Below are 19,925 nucleotides of genomic sequence, written 5' to 3'. Positions count from 1 at the left end.
CTTCAAGACGGGATAGTCGTCTCCCTCTATTATCAGCTGTTTTTCGGCGAATATCAATTAATTTCGTCTGCATATGGTGAATATGGTAAAATAAAGGGCGGATGGTTGATGCGGAAGGGGAGGAAGCATGAACGAAAAAGTGATCGTTAGGCGGGCAGAGCGAAAGGATGGCCGGCTTTGGCTGCATGTCCATGATGCTCCGATTTCACTCGCCCGCGTGACGCCGAAACGCCATATGCTTGTGGACTCGGATGCATTGGCGTTTGTGTACCTTTTGGAAGCTGATGACCGCTTTTTATATGTCATGGTTCCGAAGCCATGGTGGCCTCAGCTGAAGGCGGCGCTTGACGCCGAGGAGCCGGTCTGGCTTCGATGTGGAGAGAGGACGCTTGAGCTTGAACAGTTTCACGATGAACTGTCTTATTTGCTTGAAAATATCCGTGACAACGCCAACTACGGCGAGACGCTTGAACAGGCGGTGCAAGACGTGTTTTTTGAGCCATAAGCTGGCGGCTTCTCTTTCGGCGCGTTAGAACAGCGAGCGGCCCGGTGAATTCGGCAGATGAGCGGTTCCATCGAGCAACAAGGCAGAGGCGCGGTTGCGCCCTCTTGACTTAAGCCGCGGGAGATTGAAAACATGTAGGCAGGTGGTACGATGGTAAACCATTGGGATTTGTTTTTAGCCCCGTATAAGCAGGCTGTTGAGGAGCTGAAAGTGAAGCTAAGGGGCATTCGCACCCAATTCGAGATGATTGAAGCGCACTCGCCCATTGAGTTTGTCACCGGACGGGTGAAGCCCGTCGCCAGCATTTTGGATAAGGCGCAAAAGAAAAACATCCCGCTCGACCGTCTTGAGGAAGAGATGCAAGATATTGCGGGACTGCGCATCATGTGCCAGTTTGTCGATGACATTAAGACGGTCGTCGAGCTGTTGCGCCAGCGCAACGATTTTACGATTGTCGAGGAGCGTGATTACATCACGCAAAAAAAAGAGAGCGGCTACCGCTCGTATCATCTTGTCATCCGCTACCCGGTGCAGACGATCCGCGGCGAGAAAAACATTTTGGCGGAGATCCAAATCCGGACGTTGGCGATGAACTTTTGGGCGACGATTGAGCATTCGTTGAACTATAAGTACAGCGGGCGTTTTCCCGAAGACATCAAAATTCGGTTGCAGCGAGCCGCGGAGGCGGCTTATCGCCTCGATGAGGAGATGTCGAAAATCCGCTTTGAAATTCAAGAAGCGCAAGCTGCTTTTTCCCGAAAACAAGAAGCAAAAGGAGAAGGACAATGAAACGGACGGACGCGCCGCTTGTGTTTGCCATCACGTCCAAAGGCGACGACGTATCGAACGCCTTGGCGCAAAAAATGAAAACGTATTTGCTTGACTTTGACTTGCGTTGCGATGAAGAGGAACCCGACCTTGTCATTTCGGTCGGCGGCGATGGAACGCTGTTGTACGCGTTCCATCGCTATTGCCACCGGTTGGACAAGACGGCGTTCGTCGGAGTCCATACCGGCCATCTCGGCTTTTACGCCGACTGGGTGCCGGAGGAACTTGAAAAGCTTGTGATCGCCATTGCCAAGACGCCGTATCAAGTGGTCGAATATCCGCTCCTTGAGGTGACGATTCGCTATCTGAACGGCGGAAGCGAGGCAAAGTATTTAGCGCTCAATGAATGCACGGTCAAATGCGTCAGCGGGACGCTCGTGATGGACGTTGAAATTCGCGGCGACTTGTTTGAGCGGTTCCGCGGCGACGGGTTGTGTATTTCGACGCCGACCGGAAGCACGGCTTACAATAAGGCTCTCGGCGGGGCGATTTTGCATCCGTCGCTGGAGGCGATTCAAGTGACCGAGATGGCGTCGATCAACAACCGCGTGTTTCGGACCATCGGTTCGCCGCTCGTGTTGCCGGCGCACCATACGTGTTTACTCAAGCCGGTCAACCACGTCGATTTTCAAATTACGATCGACCATTTGTCACTGTTGCATAAAGAAGTGAAGTCGATTCAATGTCGAGTAGCCGATGAAAAGGTGCGTTTCGCCCGCTTTCGGCCGTTTCCGTTTTGGCGGCGGGTGCGTGACTCGTTTATTGCCGACTGAGGGAAAGCCAGCCTCCTTGGTTAGGCAACGCTTCCCGTTTGCGGCGAGGTGATGATCGTTTGGCGCGGATGACGATTCCGTTGCAGCAGCGCCAAAGAAAAGTAGATGGAACACGATGAGCAAGACGGAGATTTTTTATCAGAAAGGTGACGAACATTGCCGCCGTTTACCATGACCTTTTCCATCGATGAACAGCACGACGGAAAGCTGTTGCGCCAGTTTTTGCAAGAGAACGGCATTTCGCGGACGGCGCTTACCGATATTAAATTCCATGGCGGGGAGCTGTTGGTTGACGGGCGGCCCGTCACCGTCCGCCATGTGCTGCGCGCCGGCGAGACGCTGTCGGTCGTCTTTCCGCCGGAGCGGACAAGCGATTGGATGGACGCAGAAGCGATGCCGCTTGACATTCTGTATGAAGACGATTACGTCCTTGTTGTCAACAAACCAGCGGGATTGGCGACGATTCCGTCGCGCCACCATCCGGGCGGGACGCTTGCCAATGGCTTGCTTCACCATTATCGCCAGCAGCAGCTCGACTCGACCGTCCATATCGTCACCCGGCTTGACCGCGACACGTCCGGGCTCGTGCTCGTCGCCAAGCACCGCCATGTTCATCATTTGTTGTCGGCGTTGCAACAAAAAGGGCACGTTGTGCGCACGTATGAAGCCATTTGCCATGGCGTCATGGTCGAGGATGAAGGGACGATTGACGCTCCCATCGGCCGCCAAGAGGGAAGCATCATCGCACGCGAAGTGCGGGAAGACGGGAAGCCGGCTGTCACTCATTTTCGTGTACTTGAGCGGCTTTATGGCTATACATACGTTTCGCTCCGGCTGGAGACGGGGCGCACGCACCAAATCCGCGTCCATTTGGCTTATCTCGGCCACCCGCTCGCCGGCGATGAACTGTACGGCGGGTGCCGGGAGATGATCGGACGCCAGGCGCTTCACAGCCGGCAGCTGTCGTTTTTTCATCCGTTTGCCGGGCGCTGGTATACATGTTCCGCCCCGCTTCCTGGCGATATGGCGCGCCTGATCGAGGCAATGCGCAGACGAAGTGCTGATTAGGAGAACGTGCGGAACTTTTCGGGAACGAACGGCATCGAGGAAGGAACGGAGACCGTTTCCATTTCCGGATAGCGCAAGGCGGTCAGCGCGCCGCCGAATACACAGCCGGTGTCGATGTTGACCGTCCGTCCGACAAACCGCGGTTTTTCGACCGGCGTGTGGCCATATACAACCCACGCGCTGCCGCGATACCGTTTCGCCCAGTCGCGGCGCACCGGCGTTCCGTCCGGGTTCGTTTCGCCGGTGATGTCCCCATACAGGACGAACGTCTTGACTTGTTTGTCCGTCCGCCCGATATAGTCGTGACGGATGCCGGCATGGGCGATGACAAGGCGCCCCTCATCGAGCACCGCATACAGCGGCGCCTGTTCATACAGACGGATGAACTTGCGGCGGATCATCTCCTGCTCGCTTGGGGGCAAGGCGCGGTACTCCGCGACCGTCGTCTCAAGCCCATGGGCGATTTGCACGTTTCGTCCTAAGAAAAAGCGGTACAGTTTATTGCAATGGTTGCCCGGCACGTAATAGGCGAGGTTCCGCTCGATTAGGTCGCAGACGATTTCGATCATTTTCAGCGATTCAGGACCGCGGTCGGTCAAATCGCCGACAAAACCAAGCTTTCGTCCGTCGGGATGAATCGGCACCCCTTCGTCCCAATGGTAGCCGAGTGTTTCTGTCAATGCGGCGAATTCCCGGAAGCAGCCATGAATGTCGCCGATGATGTCCACCTGCATACATGAGCTCCTTTCTAGCCCGAATTGTTATACTACCAGTATGTCCGTTCGACAAGGAAAAGAAAAGATGAGGCAGCCTTGTTCTATCCATCGAAGGCGCTGTTCAAAAAGCAGTAGCCGCGGCGGGGAGCGAAGCAAAGAAGGGTCCCTGGCCCAGATGACGGCTAAAATAAAGCCGCCTGCGGACACAGCAAGCGGCTTTATTCATCGCTCGAGAACATAAACTTCCGCGTTCGCGAATGAACGTTTAAGACGAGGCCGATCGCCAGCATATAAGTCGCCAGCGAGCTTCCTCCATAGCTGATGAACGGAAGCGGCAGTCCGGTGATCGGCAAAAGTCCAATCGTCATGCCAATGTTTTGGAACACTTGGAACGTAATCATGCCTGCGACGCCGGCGCATAAATAGCTGCCGTATAAATCGTTGCTCTCGAGTGCAATATGGATCATGCGATAAATGAGCAGGAAAAAGAGAGACACGACGATGCTTGAGCCGACAAATCCGAACTGTTCTGAGATGACGCCAAACACAAAGTCTGTGTGCGCCTCCGGCAAATAGACTTGCAAGTTGCCTAATCCTTTCCCATACAGTTCTCCCGACCCAATGGCCATGAGCGAACGGATGAGCTGGAAGCCTTGTTCGTTGGAATATTCATATGGAGCCAGCCAGCCGTAAAACCGGTTCAACTGGTAATCTTCTTGAATAATGTATTTATGGAAGAAATCAGGAAAATAAAAGAAAATGAACACAACGACTGCCACCATTGTTACACCGGATAAGACAATGCCGAAAATGATGCGCCAGCGGATGCCGGAAACGAGCACTAAGGTGGCGGTGATGGCCATAAACACCATCGACATGCCCATGTCTGGCTGCTTGGCGAGCAAAATGAGCGGCGGCAAAACCGCGAGGGCGATTTTCCCGAGCAGCTTAAAATCGTCCCTTATCGTTGGTTCGGGATGTTTTTCCCGATGGTTGACGATGATGCGGCTTAGGACGATGATCATAAAAATTTTCATCAGTTCGGATGGTTGGAAATTTCCACCTGGAAGATGGTACCAACTAGTTGCCCCTTTAATCGTCACCGATCCGGGAACGTTCAATTCCAGCCCGAGCAACAGCAACATCCCGAATCCATACAAATACCAAGCGATTTGAAACAGCCGATCATAGTCAATGATCATCGTCAAGGCGATCACGACAGCGCCGATGGCGTACCATTGCAGCTGTTTTGAAGCGAAGTTGACGTTTTGCAGTTTCTCCGGCAGCATCGGTTCTGCGCTATGGATGGCGATGGCGCTGATAACAGCCATTAAGAATAAAAGAAACAACAAATGATAATCGAGCTTCGACTGGGAAAAACGATCATGATCCATGGAACGATCCTCTCCATTCAAATGTGCCATATACCATATTAGCGAATCGCGCCGGTTTTGCAAAGTGGGAAAAACGGCCGCCAGCATGAAGGAATCGGAAGGCAAAAGGGAAGCATGCATTTACATCGCCCGCCGCATCGCCTATAATAGAATTAACACCTGGTGCTAATAATAAATGATAATTGGGAGGATGAACGAATGGTCTTATCGTTGGAAGGGCGTACATATGTCGTGATGGGGGTGGCGAACAAACGAAGCATCGCCTGGGGCATTGCTCGTTCGCTTCACGCTGCCGGCGCTCGGTTAGTGTTTACGTATGCCGGAGAGCGGTTTGAAAAAGAGGTGCGGGCGCTTGTCGATACGCTTGGGGACGAACGTTCGCTTCTGCTGCCATGCGATGTGGCAAAAGATGAAGACATCGTTCAATGTTTTGCGCAAATCAAACAACAAGTCGGCGTCATCCACGGCGTTGCTCATTGCATCGCCTATGCCAATAAAGAAGACTTGAGCGGCGAGTATATGAACGTCAGCCGCGAAGGCTTTTTGCTCGCCCACAATATCAGCGCCTACTCGCTCACCGCGGTTGCGCGCGAGGCGAAAGAACTGATGACGGAAGGCGGCAGCATCGTCACCCTCACGTACTTAGGCGGCGAGCGCGTCGTGCAAAACTACAACATTATGGGTGTGGCGAAAGCGTCGCTTGATGCGAGCGTGAAATATTTGGCGAACGATTTAGGCAAATACGGCATCCGCGTCAATGCCATTTCCGCTGGACCGATTCGCACACTGTCGGCTAAAGGGGTGAGCGATTTCAACTCGATTTTAAAGCAAATCGAAGAACGCGCTCCTCTCCGCCGGACGACGACCCAAGAAGAAGTCGGCGATGCGGCGCTGTTTTTGTTCAGCGACTTGTCGCGCGGCATCACTGGGGAAATTATTCACGTCGACTCGGGATACCACATTTTAGGATATTAAAGACGTGCGAGCAGCCGTTCCTGTTGATGGAGCGGCTGTTTTTTGCTTGACTTGGGCAATTATGGAGATCACAGGCATACATATATAAGGTAAGGCAAGCATGGAAAGGGGGATCAACGTGCGGAAACAAAACGTTGTGGAGACGGAGCCGTTGCTTTACATTGTGCAGCCAAAAGCGATGCGGGCGGCGGCGCATATGCAAGAAACGTTTATGTGGACTAGCCGAATGCAACAGGAAGAGGAAGGAAGTTCGAACGATGAACGAGGTAGCGAGGAGGAACCGACTGAATTTTTTGCCAAAAAAGAGTTCCAAGCGATGGCGCTTGACGAGCGGCTGGCCTTTTTGACGGAGCTTCCCGGTCATTTGCCGCCGCTGAAATGCCAATTTGTCATGAAGGATAAGAGCTATGAAGGCATATTAAAGAAGTGCACGGCGACCGAGTTGACGATCGCCGATGAACAAGGAAACGAAACGATCATCGGGCGTGCGCAGCTTCTGGCGGTGACGATGATCGGGTTTATGCAGTAATGTCTTTCCTTTCTTGTGAGGAAGCACATCTTTATCCGAATGCGTTGCGGATCTGGGAAAGGGACGGGATGGTTATGGTTTGTTTTCCTCATTTGCTGTGGGATCGTTTTGATTTTGGATGCCCGTTATTTTCTTCGTTGGCGATTTTCGATTCGTGTTAGTGTGAACTTGCAATCGTAAAATGTTTGCTGTCATGTTTCGCTTGAGCTTGGTTGCGGTTCCAATGCGTTTTAGGCGACGCGTCCAGCGTTTGTTGGTTGCCGCTTGTAATGGTAAACGATTTTGTGTGGCGGACGATTTGGTTCTGTTTAGGAGCTGGGGCGCTTTTCGCGGATTTGGTTCGCTCTGCCGCAGCTTCTTTTTGTTTGGCTGTTTGTTGATGGTCTTCCATTGATGCAGCCCGCTCTTTTTTGGCTTTTCCCTTTTTCGTTTTGTCGGATGACGCTGCCGCGTTCTCCTTCGAGTGGACGTTTTCTTTTGCATGCGCTTTAGGGGTTGGCAGGTTCAGTTGTTCTGTTGCCTCTTCTTTCAGCGGTTCTATTGTCATGCCGGCTGCTTGTTCTTCACTCACTGCAGCTTGTTCTGTTTTCTCCGCCTGCTCCCAAACTTCCAATAACTCGGAAGCTACCCGTTCCCAATTATACATCGAAACTGCAAGCTGCCGGCCTTTTTCTCCCATTCTTCTCATCCATGATGGATTCGATAATATTTGGGCAATCTTGTCGGCAAAATCACTCGGGTCCCCCGGATTTTCGACGATAAGGCCGTTTTCATTGGCGACAATGACTTCCGGATTGCCGCCTCTCGCGGTCGTGACGATCGGAAGGCCTGCTGCCATGGCCTCGTAGTGGACGCGCGCCAACGGTTCCTGCCATTGCGAGGTGCATACGAACAAATCGGCTGCCGCAAACCAATTTTGGATTTCATTCGGTGCGACAAAGCCTGTCGTGACAATGGGGACAGGCATTCGCTTCGCCAGTGCTCTTACATATGCGACATAATCCGTCATGTCATTTTCGCTAAACCAGTTGCTCCCGACAATCACCAGGGCTAAGTTTTTAAATTTTTTTGCCAGCTCCGGCAATGCTAGAATGAGTTTATCGACCCCTTTATTACGCGACAGCCTTCCGGCGAACAAAATAACCGTTTTGTTTTCCAATCCATGCGCACGCCGAATGTCATCGCGTATTTTCTGCATTTTCGGATGATTCCCCGGCAAAAATCGTTCGCTGTCTACTCCAGAATAAATCGTGCGCAATTTTGGCGATGCTTGCGGATATAGACTTCGGATGACATTGCCAATATAATCGCTCACGGTTACGATGTAGGCCACTTCTGCGATGGCCGCCGCTGCTTCTTCTGGATCGATTTTTTCCGGTTGAAACATATCATTGTGCATACTTAACGTTATTTTGGCGTCGGGAGCTGCCTGCCGGACGGGCAGAACAAGGCGGGGGCGGTTAAAGATATGGATGAGATCGAATTTGTTTGCTGCCACATAACGAACAACGTTTTCTCGGTATATTTCAAATATTTTTCCCGGCACGCGCACGTAGTGAACGCCATGGATCGTTTCTTGCTCGGGAAGCGCCGAATCGCTGATGCCTAAAACGGTGATATCATGGAATTGGCTTACATGTGCAAGAATGCCGGAAATATATGTTTGAATGGCTCCGCCGAGTACAGGGGGAACGGGGAGTTTTTCTGTGCAAACCATCAAAATCCTCATATTTATCCCACTCCTTTCCAGTCATGTTCGATTTCTGCCAATACAGGCCACTTTGACTGGTCGGTTTCGACAATCGTTTGAATGAGCTGTCCGGTTTGTTCATTGAGAAACATGTCCGGTTCATAGACGATTTCTTTTATATTTTTGTAAAATTCGTTTGGCATGGCCAAGTCAATCATCAAAAGCTCGTATAGTTCAGGCGTTATGGGGTTTGCTTCATGGTACGCTAGAATCATTTCCCGCACCCATGTTGCATCCCATTTGTATAAATCTTCCATTGTACCGCTGATGAGTTTTCGTAAATCCCGAATCGGAAGGTCAAAGGCAACTCCGTCGAGATCAATAATCCACATTCCGTCCGCACCCATTTGGCCGTTGGACCAACCGTAGTCTTGGTGAACCAATCCCCAATGAGCCGTTCCTTGCTTGACGAATTCGACATAGCTGGATTGCTGAAATCGTTCCATGCCTTTTCGCGCCTGTTCTTCAAATCGATCAACGGCATCGAATAACGGCGCGCTTGCCGGCATTTCAGGGTAGTATTGGGCAATGTTGCGAAACCAGTTCATTTTCGTGATCATTTTTTCATAGTTTTTTGGCCATTTGTGCAGCCGCGAAGCCATCTCTGCCTGCTTCGGGGGGATGTACCCTTTGCTTAGCCGATGGAATTCACCAAGGGCATAACAAAGCTTTCTTGCTCCTTCCAAATCCTTTGCAACCGGCGTCAACGGTTCAATCCATTCCGCCACAAACCATAGTTTTCCTCCCGCTTCTACATGATTTTTTCCGTCCTTTGTTTTGACAATCGGCGGCACTCTTGCTTTGCGCACTTCCGCCAAGTATTCCTGTGCGCCGAGGCTGAATAAACTTCTCGTCGGTCTTCGGTGCAATAGCTTCAAACTTTTCGGGCCTGATTTTGTTTCGAGTTTCCAAATGGCTCCTCCTTTGTCTGGTTTTGTTGTGATGATTTGCATGTTTTGAATGGATAAATCGTAGTTTTTCAGCACTTCTTCTGCCAGCTGGATAATATACTCAGGGACGAAAAATTCATGGGTCGTTTCATCGCCGAGCCATGGCTCAATCATGATGTTCTTCACGCTATCCCTCCTGTCGGGTATTGGGAAATGGACGAAGCGAAATAGGTGTGATTGCTACTAGGATATGTATGGAGAACGAAATTGGACTGGGTAAGCTCATTAACTTATTAGGGATCTTTCTCTATGATCCTGAAGCTGATGGCGTTCGCTGCGGAGGAAGCATACCCACAGGGATGCAATGGAAAAGAAGTAGCATAGCATTATTGGTTTCACAGAAACAAGAAAAAGGCTGTCCCGAAAATACTTTCTTTTAGACAGCCCTTATTGGTTTGGGGAAACGGAGGAACATGCTTCGATATAAACTGTTTCAAGCCGCTTAGCCACATGGTGGAATTGAAATTGCTGTTCAACGAGCGTTCTTGCCTTTTTCGCCATGGTTTCCGCTTCCTGTTTGTTCACCAGCATGTAATCAATCGCTTCCAAAAAAGCGTGCGGGTTTTGGTAGTCATCGATGACAAAGCCGGTTTCGCCGTGGCGGACAATTTCGGTGTTGCCGCCGCGGTTGGTCGTCACGACCGGAATGCCGGCGGCCATCGCCTCATAATGGACGCGGGCGAGCGGCTCGTGCCATTGCGAGCTACATACAAACACATCGGCCATTAAGAGCAGTTTGGGAATATGACTGTGCGGAACGTAATTCGTAAACAGAACGCGATCGGCCATCGGCGCCGCGAGCTCGTGAAGCCAGTCGATGTATTCGCTTCGTCCGGTGTCGCTGAACCATTTTCCGCCGACGATGACAAGCGCTGCCTCGGGATGGCGGGTCAAAAGGGAGGGCAGACATTGAATTAGCAAATGCGGTCCTTTTGTTTTGCTGAGCCGGCCGAGAAACAGCACGACTTTTTTATCGGTCAGTCCGTGCACTTCCCGTTCCGCCCGGCGGATGCGCTTGCCCTCTTCTGTCCAGACGGGGATGTATTGGGAAGCATCGACTCCGGAATAAACGACTTTTACTTTCTGAGGATCGATTGGATAGCGGTTTGTCACCGTTCGTTTGATGTATTCACTGACGGCGGTCAGCAAGGTGCAGGCGTCTAGTGCACGCTTCGCCTGCTTGGCTGTGATTTTCAGCGGCGAAAACATGTCATTATGCAGGCTTAGCACAAAGGCGCTTTGCGGAGCCGCCGCTTGGTAATCGATGAGCGGAACAGGACGATTGAAGACGTGGACGACATCGAATTTGTGCGCGGCCAGCGCACGTGCCACATCCTTTTCATATGTCAGCTTCGGAAAACGGATGTAGCGGATGTCTCCGTCTGTCTCTTCAGGCGGCAAAAGCGGATCAGCGATCGAAAAAATCGTCAGTTCGTGGCGGCGAGCGATCAATGGAGCAATCCCATCGATCATCATTTGAATGGCCCCGCCCCGCACTGCCGGGGCGGGCAGCTTTTCTGTGCAGATATAGGCGATTTTCATGAATGTTCACCCTCATACAGCGAACGGATGTATTCGATCTCTTTTTGAAGGCCGTCTTTAAGCGTTACAACCGGCTTGTACCCGAGCAGCCGCTCCGATTTTGTCAAGTCGGCCCACGTTTGTTTCGGCTCTCCGCGGGCGGCGAGGGTGTACTGAATGATTGCTTGTTTTCCCGTCAGCGTTTCCAGCAGACGGATCACCTCATTGACCGATGCTCGTTCTTTTCCGCCGATATTGATCGTTTCTCCAATGATGCTATCCCGATCGAGCGCGGCGATCGTTCCATCAACGCAGTCAGAAATATAGGTGAAATCGCGCGCTTGTGTCCCGTCGCCGAACACGGTGAGCGGCTGGCCGGCGAGCAGCTGGCGGATGAAGCGGTGAAACGACATGTCCGGGCGCTGGCGCGGGCCATAGACGGTGAAATAGCGCAAAATGACGATCGGTACGGCGAACTCGCGAAAATAGACGCGGCATAAATGTTCGCCGGTGAGCTTCGTAATGCCATATGGGGAGAGCGGGGCCGGTTCAAGCGTTTCCGACAACGGGCCGCCCCGGTCGCCGTAGACGGATGAGGTCGAAGCGTAGATGAACCGTTTGAGCGGCCGGTCTTTGCATGCCTCAAGCAACCGCTGGGTAGCGGAAATGTTGTGGGCAGCATAGCCGGCAAACTCCGTCCCCCAGCTCGTTCGCACGCCGGGCATGCCAGCTAAGTGGTAGACCGCTTCGACGTTTTGCAGCAAGGACGGCAAATCGGCTGTCAGCAAATCCAGCTTAAGAAAGGTAAACCGCGGATGAGACTGCAGATGGGCAATGTTGTTCGCTTTTAGCGGCGCTGGCGTCGGGCCGAGAAAGCCGTCGACGCCAATCACATGATGCTCGTCGTTTTTGAGCAGTTTTTCGCATAAATGGGAGCCGATAAATCCGGCCGCACCGGTGACGAGAATGTTCACGGGCGCCCCACCCCCATGTAGCGCAAACCGCTTTGCTCGACTGCATGGCGATCCAAACAGTTTCGACCGTCAAACACGAGCGTCCCATTCATCGCCGCTTTCACTTGCCCCCAGTCAAGCGTTTGGAATTCGTCCCAATCGGTGGCGATGACCAAGCCATCCGCCCCTTGGATCGCTTCGTGCACCGACTGAATTTGTGTGACGCGGGCGAGCGGCTCCGAGAGCGTTGCCTTCGGGTCGTAGGCGGCAACTGTACAGCCGTTTTCACTCAATCGGCGAATGAGCGCTTCAGCGGGGGAAAAACGCGTATCATCTGTATTCGGCTTGAAGGCGATGCCAAGCACGGCGATTTTTTTGTCTGTCAAGGGGGCAAGTTGCTCATTGAGTTTTTGGAAGCAAACGTCAAGCTGGGTGGCGTTGACGGTCTGCACTGCCTTCAGCAAATGCGGCTCCACTTGGCGCGAGCGCGCCGCATGTTCGAGCGCTTTGATATCTTTTGGAAAACAAGATCCTCCATAGCCGAGGCCGGCCCGCAAAAAGTGTGGGCCGATGCGCGGGTCGAAGCCGATCCCGAGGGCGATGTCATTGACATCGACGGCAAACGCGTCACAGATGCGTGCCATTTCGTTAATAAAGGAAATTTTGGTCGCCAAAAATGCGTTGGAAGCGTATTTGATCAGTTCCGCGCCGGCCAGGCTCGTGATGACGTAAGGAGCTTTGATGCCGGCATACACCGCCTGCATGATGGCAAGCGATTGGTCATCATCTGGTTCGAGTCCGACGACGATTTTGTCCGGGTGAAACATATCGTAGACAGCCGACCCTTCGCGCAAAAACTCTGGGTTGGATACGATGCGGAACAACTGCGGTTTCACTCCTTTGCGGATGAGCTCGGAGCGCATCCATTCATTCGTCCCCGGCGGGACAGTGCTTTTCGTGACGATCGTTTTGTACGATTTGATCGTCGCTGCCAAGCGGTCGAGCACCGCTTCAATATAGCGTAAGTCGGTGCCGCCGTCGGGCCGCGGCGGGGTGCCGACACATATGACAACGACGGCCGCCCGTTTGATATCATCCCAGCGGCCGCTGAACGTCAGACCATGATAGTTTTTGACAATCAATTCTTTGAGCCCCGGCTCATAAAACGGAATTTCTCCGTTATGGAGCAGGCGGATTTTCCGTTCATCATGATCAATGCAATGCACTTCATGTCCAAGTTCAGCAAGGACGGCTGCGGTGGTCAGTCCGACATAGCCAGCGCCGATGATGCAGATGTTCATGCTAATAGGCCTCCTTCGTGAAATCTCCGGCTTTTATAGCGTATTAACAGACAAGCGCGGTTTGCTACATGGCAAGCGCCTAAAACGCTGGAAATGAAGCATCGTATTTTCGTCGGACAACCTTCCCCGTCATTCGAAAGCGAATACGATAAGGATATAAAAAAAGAGAAGGTGGGAAAGCGGTGGTCAAAAACGCGATTATCCCTTACGTGTTCACGCCGGCCATTTTTCCATATTTAGCATCACTAAAAAGCCTCTAGAGGGATGGTGAAAAACGACCGATTTCGCCGAACCCGTTGCTTTCGGATGAAAGAGAAGCGTTGATTTTACAGGAATTCTCAATTTGAGAAGGGAGTCCGTTTTCCGCGACTTTTCACTAAATCACCAGCCTTCTAGGGGAGAGGAACTTCAACTGACGGAAGCCAGCCGCCGTTGTCTGGCACAACGAAAGGATGCCGCGGAAAACTGATCGCTGGGAAGCGCTTTGATATTGGCGCGGCAGACGGCTATATGGCGCTTCTACTGTTTGGAAAGGAAAAGGGAAGAATTGAGCAACAAAAAAACCAGGTGACAGTTACCTGGTTTTTTTGATGAATTCATCATACAACCGTTCTTGCACCTTGATTTGTTTCGTGATATCAAACCGCTGTTCAATCACTTTGCGCGCTTTTTTCGTGAAGGACGGAATTCGTTCCGGATGTTCCAGAAAAAAGCGAATGCCGTTCGCTAGCTCAAGGTCGTCTCTTTCTGGCGCGAGATAGCCGGTGCGTTTGTGTTCGATCAATTCGGGGATGCCGGCGTGGTTTGTCGAGACGACCGGCAGCCCGCTGGCCATCGCCTCTTTCAATACATTGGGGATGCCTTCGACGTCTCCATCAGAAGCAGTCTCGCTCGCCAGGCAAAATAGATGAGCGCGCTCCATTTCGCGAGCGATCGAAGCGGCGTCCATGGCGCCAAGCAGATCGACAAACGGATCGAGCTTCAGCTCGCTGACAAGCCGGCGGATGTTTTCTTCCTCTTTGCCGCTGCCGATGATGCGAAGGCGGCAGCGCGGATGTTTGGCATGCACACGCTGAAAGGCGCGCACGAGCGTTAAAAACCCTTTTTTCTCGACGAGCCGGCCGATCGAGAGAATGATGCTGCCTCCGTTTTTAGGAATCGTCCGTTCCCGGTACGGAAATAAATCGAGCTCAATGCCGCCGTAGAGAACTTGGATTTTTTCCGGCGGAAAGCCTAGCGTGATCAGTTCATTGGCAAGATAGCGGCAGACAGGAAGAAAGAGCGCCCCGTGTTGTTTGAGCAAATTGTACCGTGTTTGATTGCGCCGCAAACTTTGATGTTTCGCCGATCCATCGCGGCCGCGGATGCTGACGACAAGTGGAATGCGATGGGCGATGCAAAGTGGGAGAATTTCGACGGCATGCTTTCCATGGTGAGCGTGAATGGCGACAATATTTTGTTTTTTGGCGAAGCGGCTGAAATCGTCGATGTCGTTGAGACGATAGTAGTTAATGAGAGGAAACGGATGGCTGCCGTCATCGGCGAATGACCCGATCATGATCGGGCGATATTTTTTTAAATGAACCATTTGGTTGTAAATAAAGCGTTGATTGATTTTCATTTTTTCATGAAGAAAGTGGGCGATCGTTTGTTTCATTTTTCTCTATCCCTCGCTTTTGAAAAAATCGGACAAGAATGCGAATTTTTTTGTTTCCTGTTCGGCGAGGCGGGTGAGCAAGTCCAAGGACGATGGGCTGTGCAACACTTGCTTTTGTTTTTCCCGGCCGACCGTTTCGCTGTAAAACACATGAGGAAACATCGCATCAGCGGCATAGACGCTCTTGTACGGAGTGTACAGCGAGCAAATGGAGAAATAAAGGGCAAATAGCAGCCTCGTTCGCTTTACAGCGTCGTTTTTCGGGTTTTTCATCAACGAAACAAGCAGAAAGCGAAAATCATCAAGCGGGAGGCCGTAGTAGGCGCGGTCAAAGTCAATCATCATGATTTCGCGGTTTTTCGCCAATAAAAGGTTGTTGCTGTTGTAATCCCCGTGGCAAATGGCCTTTCGTTCTTTCGCTGTGCGGCAAAAATCAGCTAGATTGCTTTTTTCAAGCCATGCATAACTTTGATTAGCGATCCAGGCCATCTGTTTCATTATATGAGAAAGAGCGTCACCATGATCGATGGCCTTTGCCTGCTCCTCTAACTGTGCTGCTTTTTGTCGATGTGCGCTCAGCACGTCTTTCGGCTCCAGAAACGATGAAGGGCGGGGGGCGATCCAATCGGCAAACAGACTGTGAGCATGAAAGCGGGCGAGCCCTTCGATTCGTTGTTGGAAAGAGGGCTTCATTCCGCTTGGGACGATGTAGTCCATCAAATAGTAGTAATGGCCTTTTCGGTGGATGTAATATTGGTCTGTTTTCGTTTGGAAGATTTTTGGGACATGAAATCTTTCTTGGTACAGCTTTGAATGGAGCAAAATCGGAAAATTCGTTTTGTCTTCGCTCAGTCGTTTCAGCACGTACCGTTCCTTTGTTTTTTTGTTTTGCACAAGCCATACTTTTTCCTTTTTTAGTTCCTTCATGATGTCGATTTCCGTTCCATACAGGTCGTAATGGCTTAAAATGTCAAACAACAGGCGGGATCGTTTCGAAGCCAAGATCAGTTCCTCCTAGCATCCATTGTCGATTAGTAAAAGTGTATGTCATCCGAGAAGAGAAAGTATAGACAAGCGCACTAGTCAATGAGAAAACGGCGCCGCCAAAAAATAAGCGCCGACCGCGCTGGTTGGCGTCAGCCGGCTGTGCCTTCTTTTCTAGCTATTCTTCTTCTTCATCTGTACCAGCGGATGGAGCTGGCCTCATGGAAGCAGGGAGATCGATTGAGGTGATCGTGGCAGCATCGATCGTAAGCGAGCGCTCTCCCTCTTTATAAAAGCGGTCGACCAATAGCGAAACACTGTTCGTCCGCGGCTCGAAGCCGAGAAAAAGCGCATTGTAATGCGTCTCGTTGGCGGTGTGCACGTTGATTTCAACGTAGGGCGGAAGTGCAATCAACTGTTCGTAAAGGGCGTGTGGAAGGCGGGGGCGGGCTGGGCGCCGGTCGAAAAAGACATGGTACATCGCGTCGCCTCCTTTCTGGTCCTTGTGTTAAAAACCTATATTCCATCATATGATTGGCGTAGGAGAGCGTTTGGGTAAACGTCCGCGCTAAAGGGAATTCGCTGGCTGCCAAGTTGGAACGACAGAAGGCAATCGGTTTTGGATGGTCACGATCGACGGAAAGGGGAGAGGAGCATGGACGATCCGTTTTCATTTATCCTTCTTTGTTTAGCCAGCTTTCGTCTGACACGGCTGATTGTATATGATGCGATCACCGCCTGGATTCGCCGTCCATTTCACGAATGGGCAGAGCAGGAGCTCCCAGATGGAAGCAAACAAGTATTTCTTTCTTTCAAGGGCGATGGGTTGCGGCGATGGATGGGGGAACTATTGAGCTGTTACTGGTGCACGGGGATCTGGTGCGCCGCGTTTTGTTACCTCGGCTTGGCGTTGTGGCCGGCCGTTTTTGAGCCGCTTATTACGCTTCTAGCCATTGCCGGCGGGGCGGCGATCATGGAGACGATCGTCAGTAAATGGCTGGCGTAAGAGAAAGGCGTCCATGGCAGTCATGGCACAACCGATGAGGGATGCCAGCGGGCGTCGTTTTGATCAAAAAATGGACAGCGAACTGCTGTTGCTGGTTGGGAAACGTTCGCTGAAGGGATGGCCGCGGTGTGGATGGAAGTCGTCAAGCCGTCGTCAACTGGTGATGCCCAAACAGCCGTGCAGTTTGTCGGGATGACACTGATGAAAGGAAACGCCCAACTGCTATGTTTAAAATCGCGAGGCCGGTCCAAAACGGCCGGCCAAAACAGCAGGTGCGCCGCTTGTCGGCATGAAGGCGGAAAACGAGCGGGTCACCATTGAATGGCAATATGGTTGGCGGCAGGAACGCCCTTTGGCAGTTCCGAGCAATACACGAATCCATCGACCGTCAATGAGCGGGCATTGCTGGACGAGGGAACCGTGATTTCAAACTGGGAAAAGCGCCGCTCCCCACCCGGTTCAAGCGGGGCGTCATAAAGCGGGGCAAGCCAGTATTCCCCGCTTTGCCGCACTTTTTCCCGCCAGTTTTCGTGGGTGAACGTCCAGCTTTCCGCGCTGTTGGAGATCATCGCTTCCTGCTCGGCCCGCACGCTGTTTGGCAAAATGATTTTCCCGCTGAGCACCGCTGCTTTTGGAGGAGAAAGGCGTAGACAGACAATCAAATGGTGAAGCGATGTCGTTCCGTGATTACGAATGATGAAATCACCAATGATGGTCAGTTCTTCCTCGTCAAAATGTGTCGGAATGACGACAGAGTAGTGAAACAACGACGACACGGCGGCGGCTCGTTCCAACGCTGGTGTCTCTGTCTCCTTTGAGAGGTTCGATCGCGTTTCTTCCAGTGCAATTTCACACAACAAAAGCTGGCGTTCCAAGGCGGCGATTTTTTTCTTGTACGTTTCAACGGTGGTTGTTTCTGCTTCACGCAGCTTTTCTTTCAAATAGGCGCTGCGCATTTTTTCCTTGGTCAGCTCGGCCTCCAGTTGTTGCACTTGTTGCCGGCATGAGGCCGCTTCTGACCGGTAGTGGATGATTTGCTGCTGCAGACGGAGATGTTGGTCATTTTTGTTTTTCATACCGTTTCCACCCCTTCCATTCTCATCTTATGTATCCGTTGCAGGAGCATGCCATATAAAAAAGGCTGTTGTGGGAACAACAGCCTGAACAGTGCAGGATGCTACATGGCCGGGAATACGTCCGGGCATTGCGGCGGGAATTTGGTTGTCGGGCAAAGCACGGCTTCGGCCAATTCTTCGCGCGGTTGGCAGAAACGAGCTTCGACTTCGATTTTGACATCAGCTTCCACTTGAACTTCAAGGCATAAGGTGATGGAAACATCAAGTTGTGCAAAGTTGTCTGTACAGACTAGGCTCGTGTCGCATTCGAAGAACGAAATATGGCAGTTGAGCTGCGTGCCTTCCGGGGCGCACAAGATGAACGTTTGGGCGGTAGCGAACGGAATTGGCTTCGATTGGCAAATGACCGTGCCGGCTGGGCTGACAATTTGCACGACGACATGCCCTTTGATGAGCGCTTTGACTTTTTGCAACGTCACCGTTTCTCCAGAAGGAAGGGTGACGTTTACGGACTGCCGGCCGTTTGGCTGCGTAATTTCCTGGCAAATCAATGCGTCTTGGTCAACGACCGAGTCGATCGGGTTTCCGTCGGCGTCTGTCAGGAAGCAGCGGATCGTCAAGTGTTGCGGGTTTGTATGTTGCGTTCCTAAAAAATCGCAAATTGTTCCTTCCCGCCGGCAGTGGTCCATCGGGAAAATCGCTTCCAAATCCTCACCGCTGAAGCTTCGCAATGGTACATCGACTTGGCGCGTCACCCAGTCGTAAATTTTGCGCGTTCTGATGCATACTCTTTCTGTATCGCGACGGTGATGATGACCCATTTTCTTCGTTCCTCCTATCGTTCAGTTGGTTCCCCAACGCCTGGTGGTTTGGGACTACTGTATACTATGGAATGGCTTAGGTAAATGTGTTGGGACAGATGCGGATTTTTTGCTGGTGGGCGCAGCCAGCGATGAATCAAAGGGGGAGATGTCAAATGATGAAAGACAAACACGGGGCGATGAGCGCAGAGAGAAGGGGAACGGGTGAACAGCGGCTTGCTGAGCGAATGGCTGAACTGGAGCGCCGGCTGAAAGAGGTGGAAGCCGAAAACATTGTGTTAAAGGAGCTGGCTTACCAAAGCGCCAAGCGCTACGAGCAGATCAAACAGCTGGCGAAGGAAAATGACGAGCTTCGCCGTCAGCTGTTGCAATCGCCATGGAGCGAAAAAACGGGCAAGACAGATGAGGACGAACGGCCGGACAGTTGGTTTTTCCGCACACTGAGGCAAGAAAATGCCATCGTGCCCCGCCTGGAGCGAAACAAAGAAAAATGAGAGGCACCCTTGGCTCACCAAGCCATACAATAGCAGTAGCCGTTCGCTTTTCCTCTCGCCGTTGAATGACATTTCGATTAGAGACGAATCGTACGGAAATGAACTTGAACATAAATGGATTGATCGGCGAAGGCTACACTTTTTCAGGATGGGGGGATGAGAAATGAAGAAACCAACTCCGTCGAAACCGGTGACAAGGGTGCTTTCCTCGACAACGCAGCCTGTGCGGCGTCCGAGTGGATGCGGATGCGGCCGGCCAGCCGTCATCAAGAAGAAATAGCTGAAATCCGTGAGAGATGCCTATACTTTGCTTCGCTTCCTTGCATAGTCTAACAGTGCAACTAGGCGAAAGGAAGGGGGGAAGGGCATGTCGGATCGGAAAAAAGCAAAAGTGATCCATGTCGATAAACTGATCATTCATGCCGATGACATCGTCATTATGCCGCGCGGCCGCATTCGCGATCCATGGTTGTTCCCGCACCGTGATGATACGGAAATGGAAGCCGTTGAAGATGTGCGGGACTTGGATAAGGAAGAACATGGTGAAGGAGGCCATGATCGAAACGAAGGAGAACGGAGGCCGTTCTCGTGGATCTAGCCATAAAGCAAATGGAGGACGCAAAC

Annotated in this window: 22 protein-coding genes; 10 read left to right on the top strand and 12 right to left on the bottom strand. The window is 51.8% G+C overall.

What is annotated here, in order from left to right:
- Positions 1–127: 127 nt before the first annotated feature.
- The 4 genes from BJQ97_RS13000 to BJQ97_RS12985 all read left to right on the top strand — a co-directional run bounded on the left by BJQ97_RS13000 (position 128) and on the right by BJQ97_RS12985 (position 3,174).
- Positions 128–505, top strand: coding sequence for a UPF0738 family protein (locus tag BJQ97_RS13000; RefSeq protein WP_160156900.1), 378 nt, complete (start codon positions 128–130; stop codon positions 503–505).
- Positions 506–655: 150 nt separating this feature from the next.
- The gene (gene yjbM / locus BJQ97_RS12995; protein ID WP_160156899.1) at positions 656–1,294 is read left to right on the top strand and encodes a GTP diphosphokinase; all 639 of its coding nucleotides are present in this window, start codon (positions 656–658) and stop codon (positions 1,292–1,294) included.
- A complete protein-coding gene (locus tag BJQ97_RS12990) occupies positions 1,291–2,106 on the top strand; it encodes an NAD kinase (RefSeq protein ID WP_160156898.1) in 816 nt (271 codons plus the stop codon). The genes yjbM and BJQ97_RS12990 overlap by 4 nt, the downstream gene beginning before the upstream one ends.
- 156 nt (positions 2,107–2,262) lie before the next feature.
- Positions 2,263–3,174 carry an RluA family pseudouridine synthase gene (locus BJQ97_RS12985; protein ID WP_160156897.1) on the top strand — a complete coding sequence of 304 codons (912 nt, stop codon included), beginning with the start codon at positions 2,263–2,265 and terminating at the stop codon, positions 3,172–3,174.
- On the opposite strand, the gene prpE is transcribed toward BJQ97_RS12985, so the two are convergent.
- On the bottom strand, positions 3,171–3,908 hold the full coding sequence (prpE, locus tag BJQ97_RS12980) for a bis(5'-nucleosyl)-tetraphosphatase PrpE (RefSeq protein WP_160156896.1): 738 nt from the start codon (positions 3,906–3,908) through the stop codon (positions 3,171–3,173). The genes BJQ97_RS12985 and prpE overlap by 4 nt on opposite strands.
- Positions 3,909–4,108: 200 nt before the next feature.
- Positions 4,109–5,284 carry an FtsW/RodA/SpoVE family cell cycle protein gene (locus tag BJQ97_RS12975; RefSeq protein ID WP_160156895.1) on the bottom strand — a complete coding sequence of 392 codons (1,176 nt, stop codon included), beginning with the start codon at positions 5,282–5,284 and terminating at the stop codon, positions 4,109–4,111.
- Between the two features lie 198 nt (positions 5,285–5,482).
- On the opposite strand from BJQ97_RS12975, the gene fabI reads away from it, so the two are divergent.
- Complete coding sequence (gene fabI / locus BJQ97_RS12970; RefSeq protein ID WP_015374168.1) at positions 5,483–6,259, top strand: enoyl-ACP reductase FabI; 777 nt, start codon at positions 5,483–5,485, stop codon at positions 6,257–6,259.
- 118 nt (positions 6,260–6,377) lie between these two features.
- Positions 6,378–6,788, top strand: a complete 411-nt coding sequence (locus tag BJQ97_RS12965) for a CotO family spore coat protein (RefSeq protein ID WP_160156894.1) — start codon at positions 6,378–6,380, stop codon at positions 6,786–6,788.
- A gap of 157 nt (positions 6,789–6,945) precedes the next feature.
- Here BJQ97_RS12965 and BJQ97_RS12960 read toward each other — a convergent pair whose 3' ends face one another.
- The 8 genes from BJQ97_RS12960 to BJQ97_RS12925 form a co-directional block, all read right to left on the bottom strand.
- The gene (locus tag BJQ97_RS12960; protein WP_160156893.1) at positions 6,946–8,517 is read right to left on the bottom strand and encodes a glycosyltransferase family 4 protein; all 1,572 of its coding nucleotides are present in this window, start codon (positions 8,515–8,517) and stop codon (positions 6,946–6,948) included.
- 2 nt (positions 8,518–8,519) lie between these two features.
- Entirely contained in the window at positions 8,520–9,614 is a 1,095-nt protein-coding gene (locus tag BJQ97_RS12955) for a CotS family spore coat protein (RefSeq protein ID WP_160156892.1), read from the bottom strand.
- Between the two features lie 261 nt (positions 9,615–9,875).
- Positions 9,876–11,030: a glycosyltransferase family 4 protein gene (locus tag BJQ97_RS12950; protein ID WP_160156891.1), complete on the bottom strand. Its 1,155-nt coding sequence runs from the start codon at positions 11,028–11,030 to the stop codon at positions 9,876–9,878.
- Positions 11,027–11,983 (bottom strand): NAD-dependent epimerase/dehydratase family protein, encoded by a 957-nt coding sequence (locus BJQ97_RS12945; protein WP_160156890.1) that lies wholly within the window; start codon positions 11,981–11,983, stop codon positions 11,027–11,029. The genes BJQ97_RS12950 and BJQ97_RS12945 overlap by 4 nt, the downstream gene beginning before the upstream one ends.
- A complete protein-coding gene (locus BJQ97_RS12940; RefSeq protein WP_160156889.1) occupies positions 11,980–13,263 on the bottom strand; it encodes a UDP-glucose dehydrogenase family protein in 1,284 nt (427 codons plus the stop codon). Before BJQ97_RS12940 ends, BJQ97_RS12945 begins: the two co-directional genes overlap by 4 nt.
- A 574-nt stretch (positions 13,264–13,837) precedes the next feature.
- Entirely contained in the window at positions 13,838–14,920 is a 1,083-nt protein-coding gene (locus tag BJQ97_RS12935) for a glycosyltransferase (RefSeq protein WP_160156888.1), read from the bottom strand.
- A 6-nt stretch (positions 14,921–14,926) separates the two neighbouring features.
- A complete protein-coding gene (locus BJQ97_RS12930) occupies positions 14,927–15,922 on the bottom strand; it encodes an aminoglycoside phosphotransferase family protein (RefSeq protein ID WP_160156887.1) in 996 nt (331 codons plus the stop codon).
- A 160-nt stretch (positions 15,923–16,082) separates the two neighbouring features.
- Entirely contained in the window at positions 16,083–16,385 is a 303-nt protein-coding gene (locus BJQ97_RS12925; protein WP_160156886.1) for a hypothetical protein, read from the bottom strand.
- A 174-nt stretch (positions 16,386–16,559) separates the two neighbouring features.
- Here BJQ97_RS12925 and BJQ97_RS12920 point away from each other — a divergent pair, with 174 nt between their 5' ends.
- Together BJQ97_RS12920 and BJQ97_RS17720 are read left to right on the top strand one after the other, a co-directional pair.
- Positions 16,560–16,910 (top strand): DUF1360 domain-containing protein, encoded by a 351-nt coding sequence (locus BJQ97_RS12920; protein ID WP_160156885.1) that lies wholly within the window; start codon positions 16,560–16,562, stop codon positions 16,908–16,910.
- A 126-nt stretch (positions 16,911–17,036) separates the two neighbouring features.
- Positions 17,037–17,231, top strand: a complete 195-nt coding sequence (locus tag BJQ97_RS17720; protein WP_236567264.1) for a hypothetical protein — start codon at positions 17,037–17,039, stop codon at positions 17,229–17,231.
- Here the strand turns inward: BJQ97_RS17720 and BJQ97_RS12910 are convergent.
- Together BJQ97_RS12910 and BJQ97_RS12905 are read right to left on the bottom strand one after the other, a co-directional pair.
- Entirely contained in the window at positions 17,222–17,986 is a 765-nt protein-coding gene (locus BJQ97_RS12910) for a hypothetical protein (RefSeq protein WP_160156884.1), read from the bottom strand. The two genes, BJQ97_RS17720 and BJQ97_RS12910, sit on opposite strands and share 10 nt — an antisense overlap.
- 101 nt (positions 17,987–18,087) lie before the next feature.
- Positions 18,088–18,807, bottom strand: a complete 720-nt coding sequence (locus tag BJQ97_RS12905; RefSeq protein ID WP_160156883.1) for a BMQ_0737 family morphogenetic spore coat protein — start codon at positions 18,805–18,807, stop codon at positions 18,088–18,090.
- 155 nt (positions 18,808–18,962) lie between these two features.
- Between BJQ97_RS12905 and BJQ97_RS12900 the strand changes: the two genes are divergently transcribed.
- Together BJQ97_RS12900 and BJQ97_RS12895 are read left to right on the top strand one after the other, a co-directional pair.
- The gene (locus tag BJQ97_RS12900) at positions 18,963–19,301 is read left to right on the top strand and encodes a spore coat protein regulator protein YlbO (RefSeq protein ID WP_160156882.1); all 339 of its coding nucleotides are present in this window, start codon (positions 18,963–18,965) and stop codon (positions 19,299–19,301) included.
- Between the two features lie 367 nt (positions 19,302–19,668).
- Complete coding sequence (locus BJQ97_RS12895) at positions 19,669–19,899, top strand: hypothetical protein (RefSeq protein WP_160156881.1); 231 nt, start codon at positions 19,669–19,671, stop codon at positions 19,897–19,899.
- Positions 19,900–19,925 lie beyond the last annotated feature (26 nt).

This window comes from Geobacillus sp. TFV-3 (genome assembly GCF_009901865.1).
Classification (GTDB): domain Bacteria; phylum Bacillota; class Bacilli; order Bacillales; family Anoxybacillaceae; genus Geobacillus; species Geobacillus thermoleovorans_A.
The sequence above is the reverse complement of the archived record's forward strand: the minus strand, read 5'-3'. Positions and strand labels throughout refer to the sequence as shown.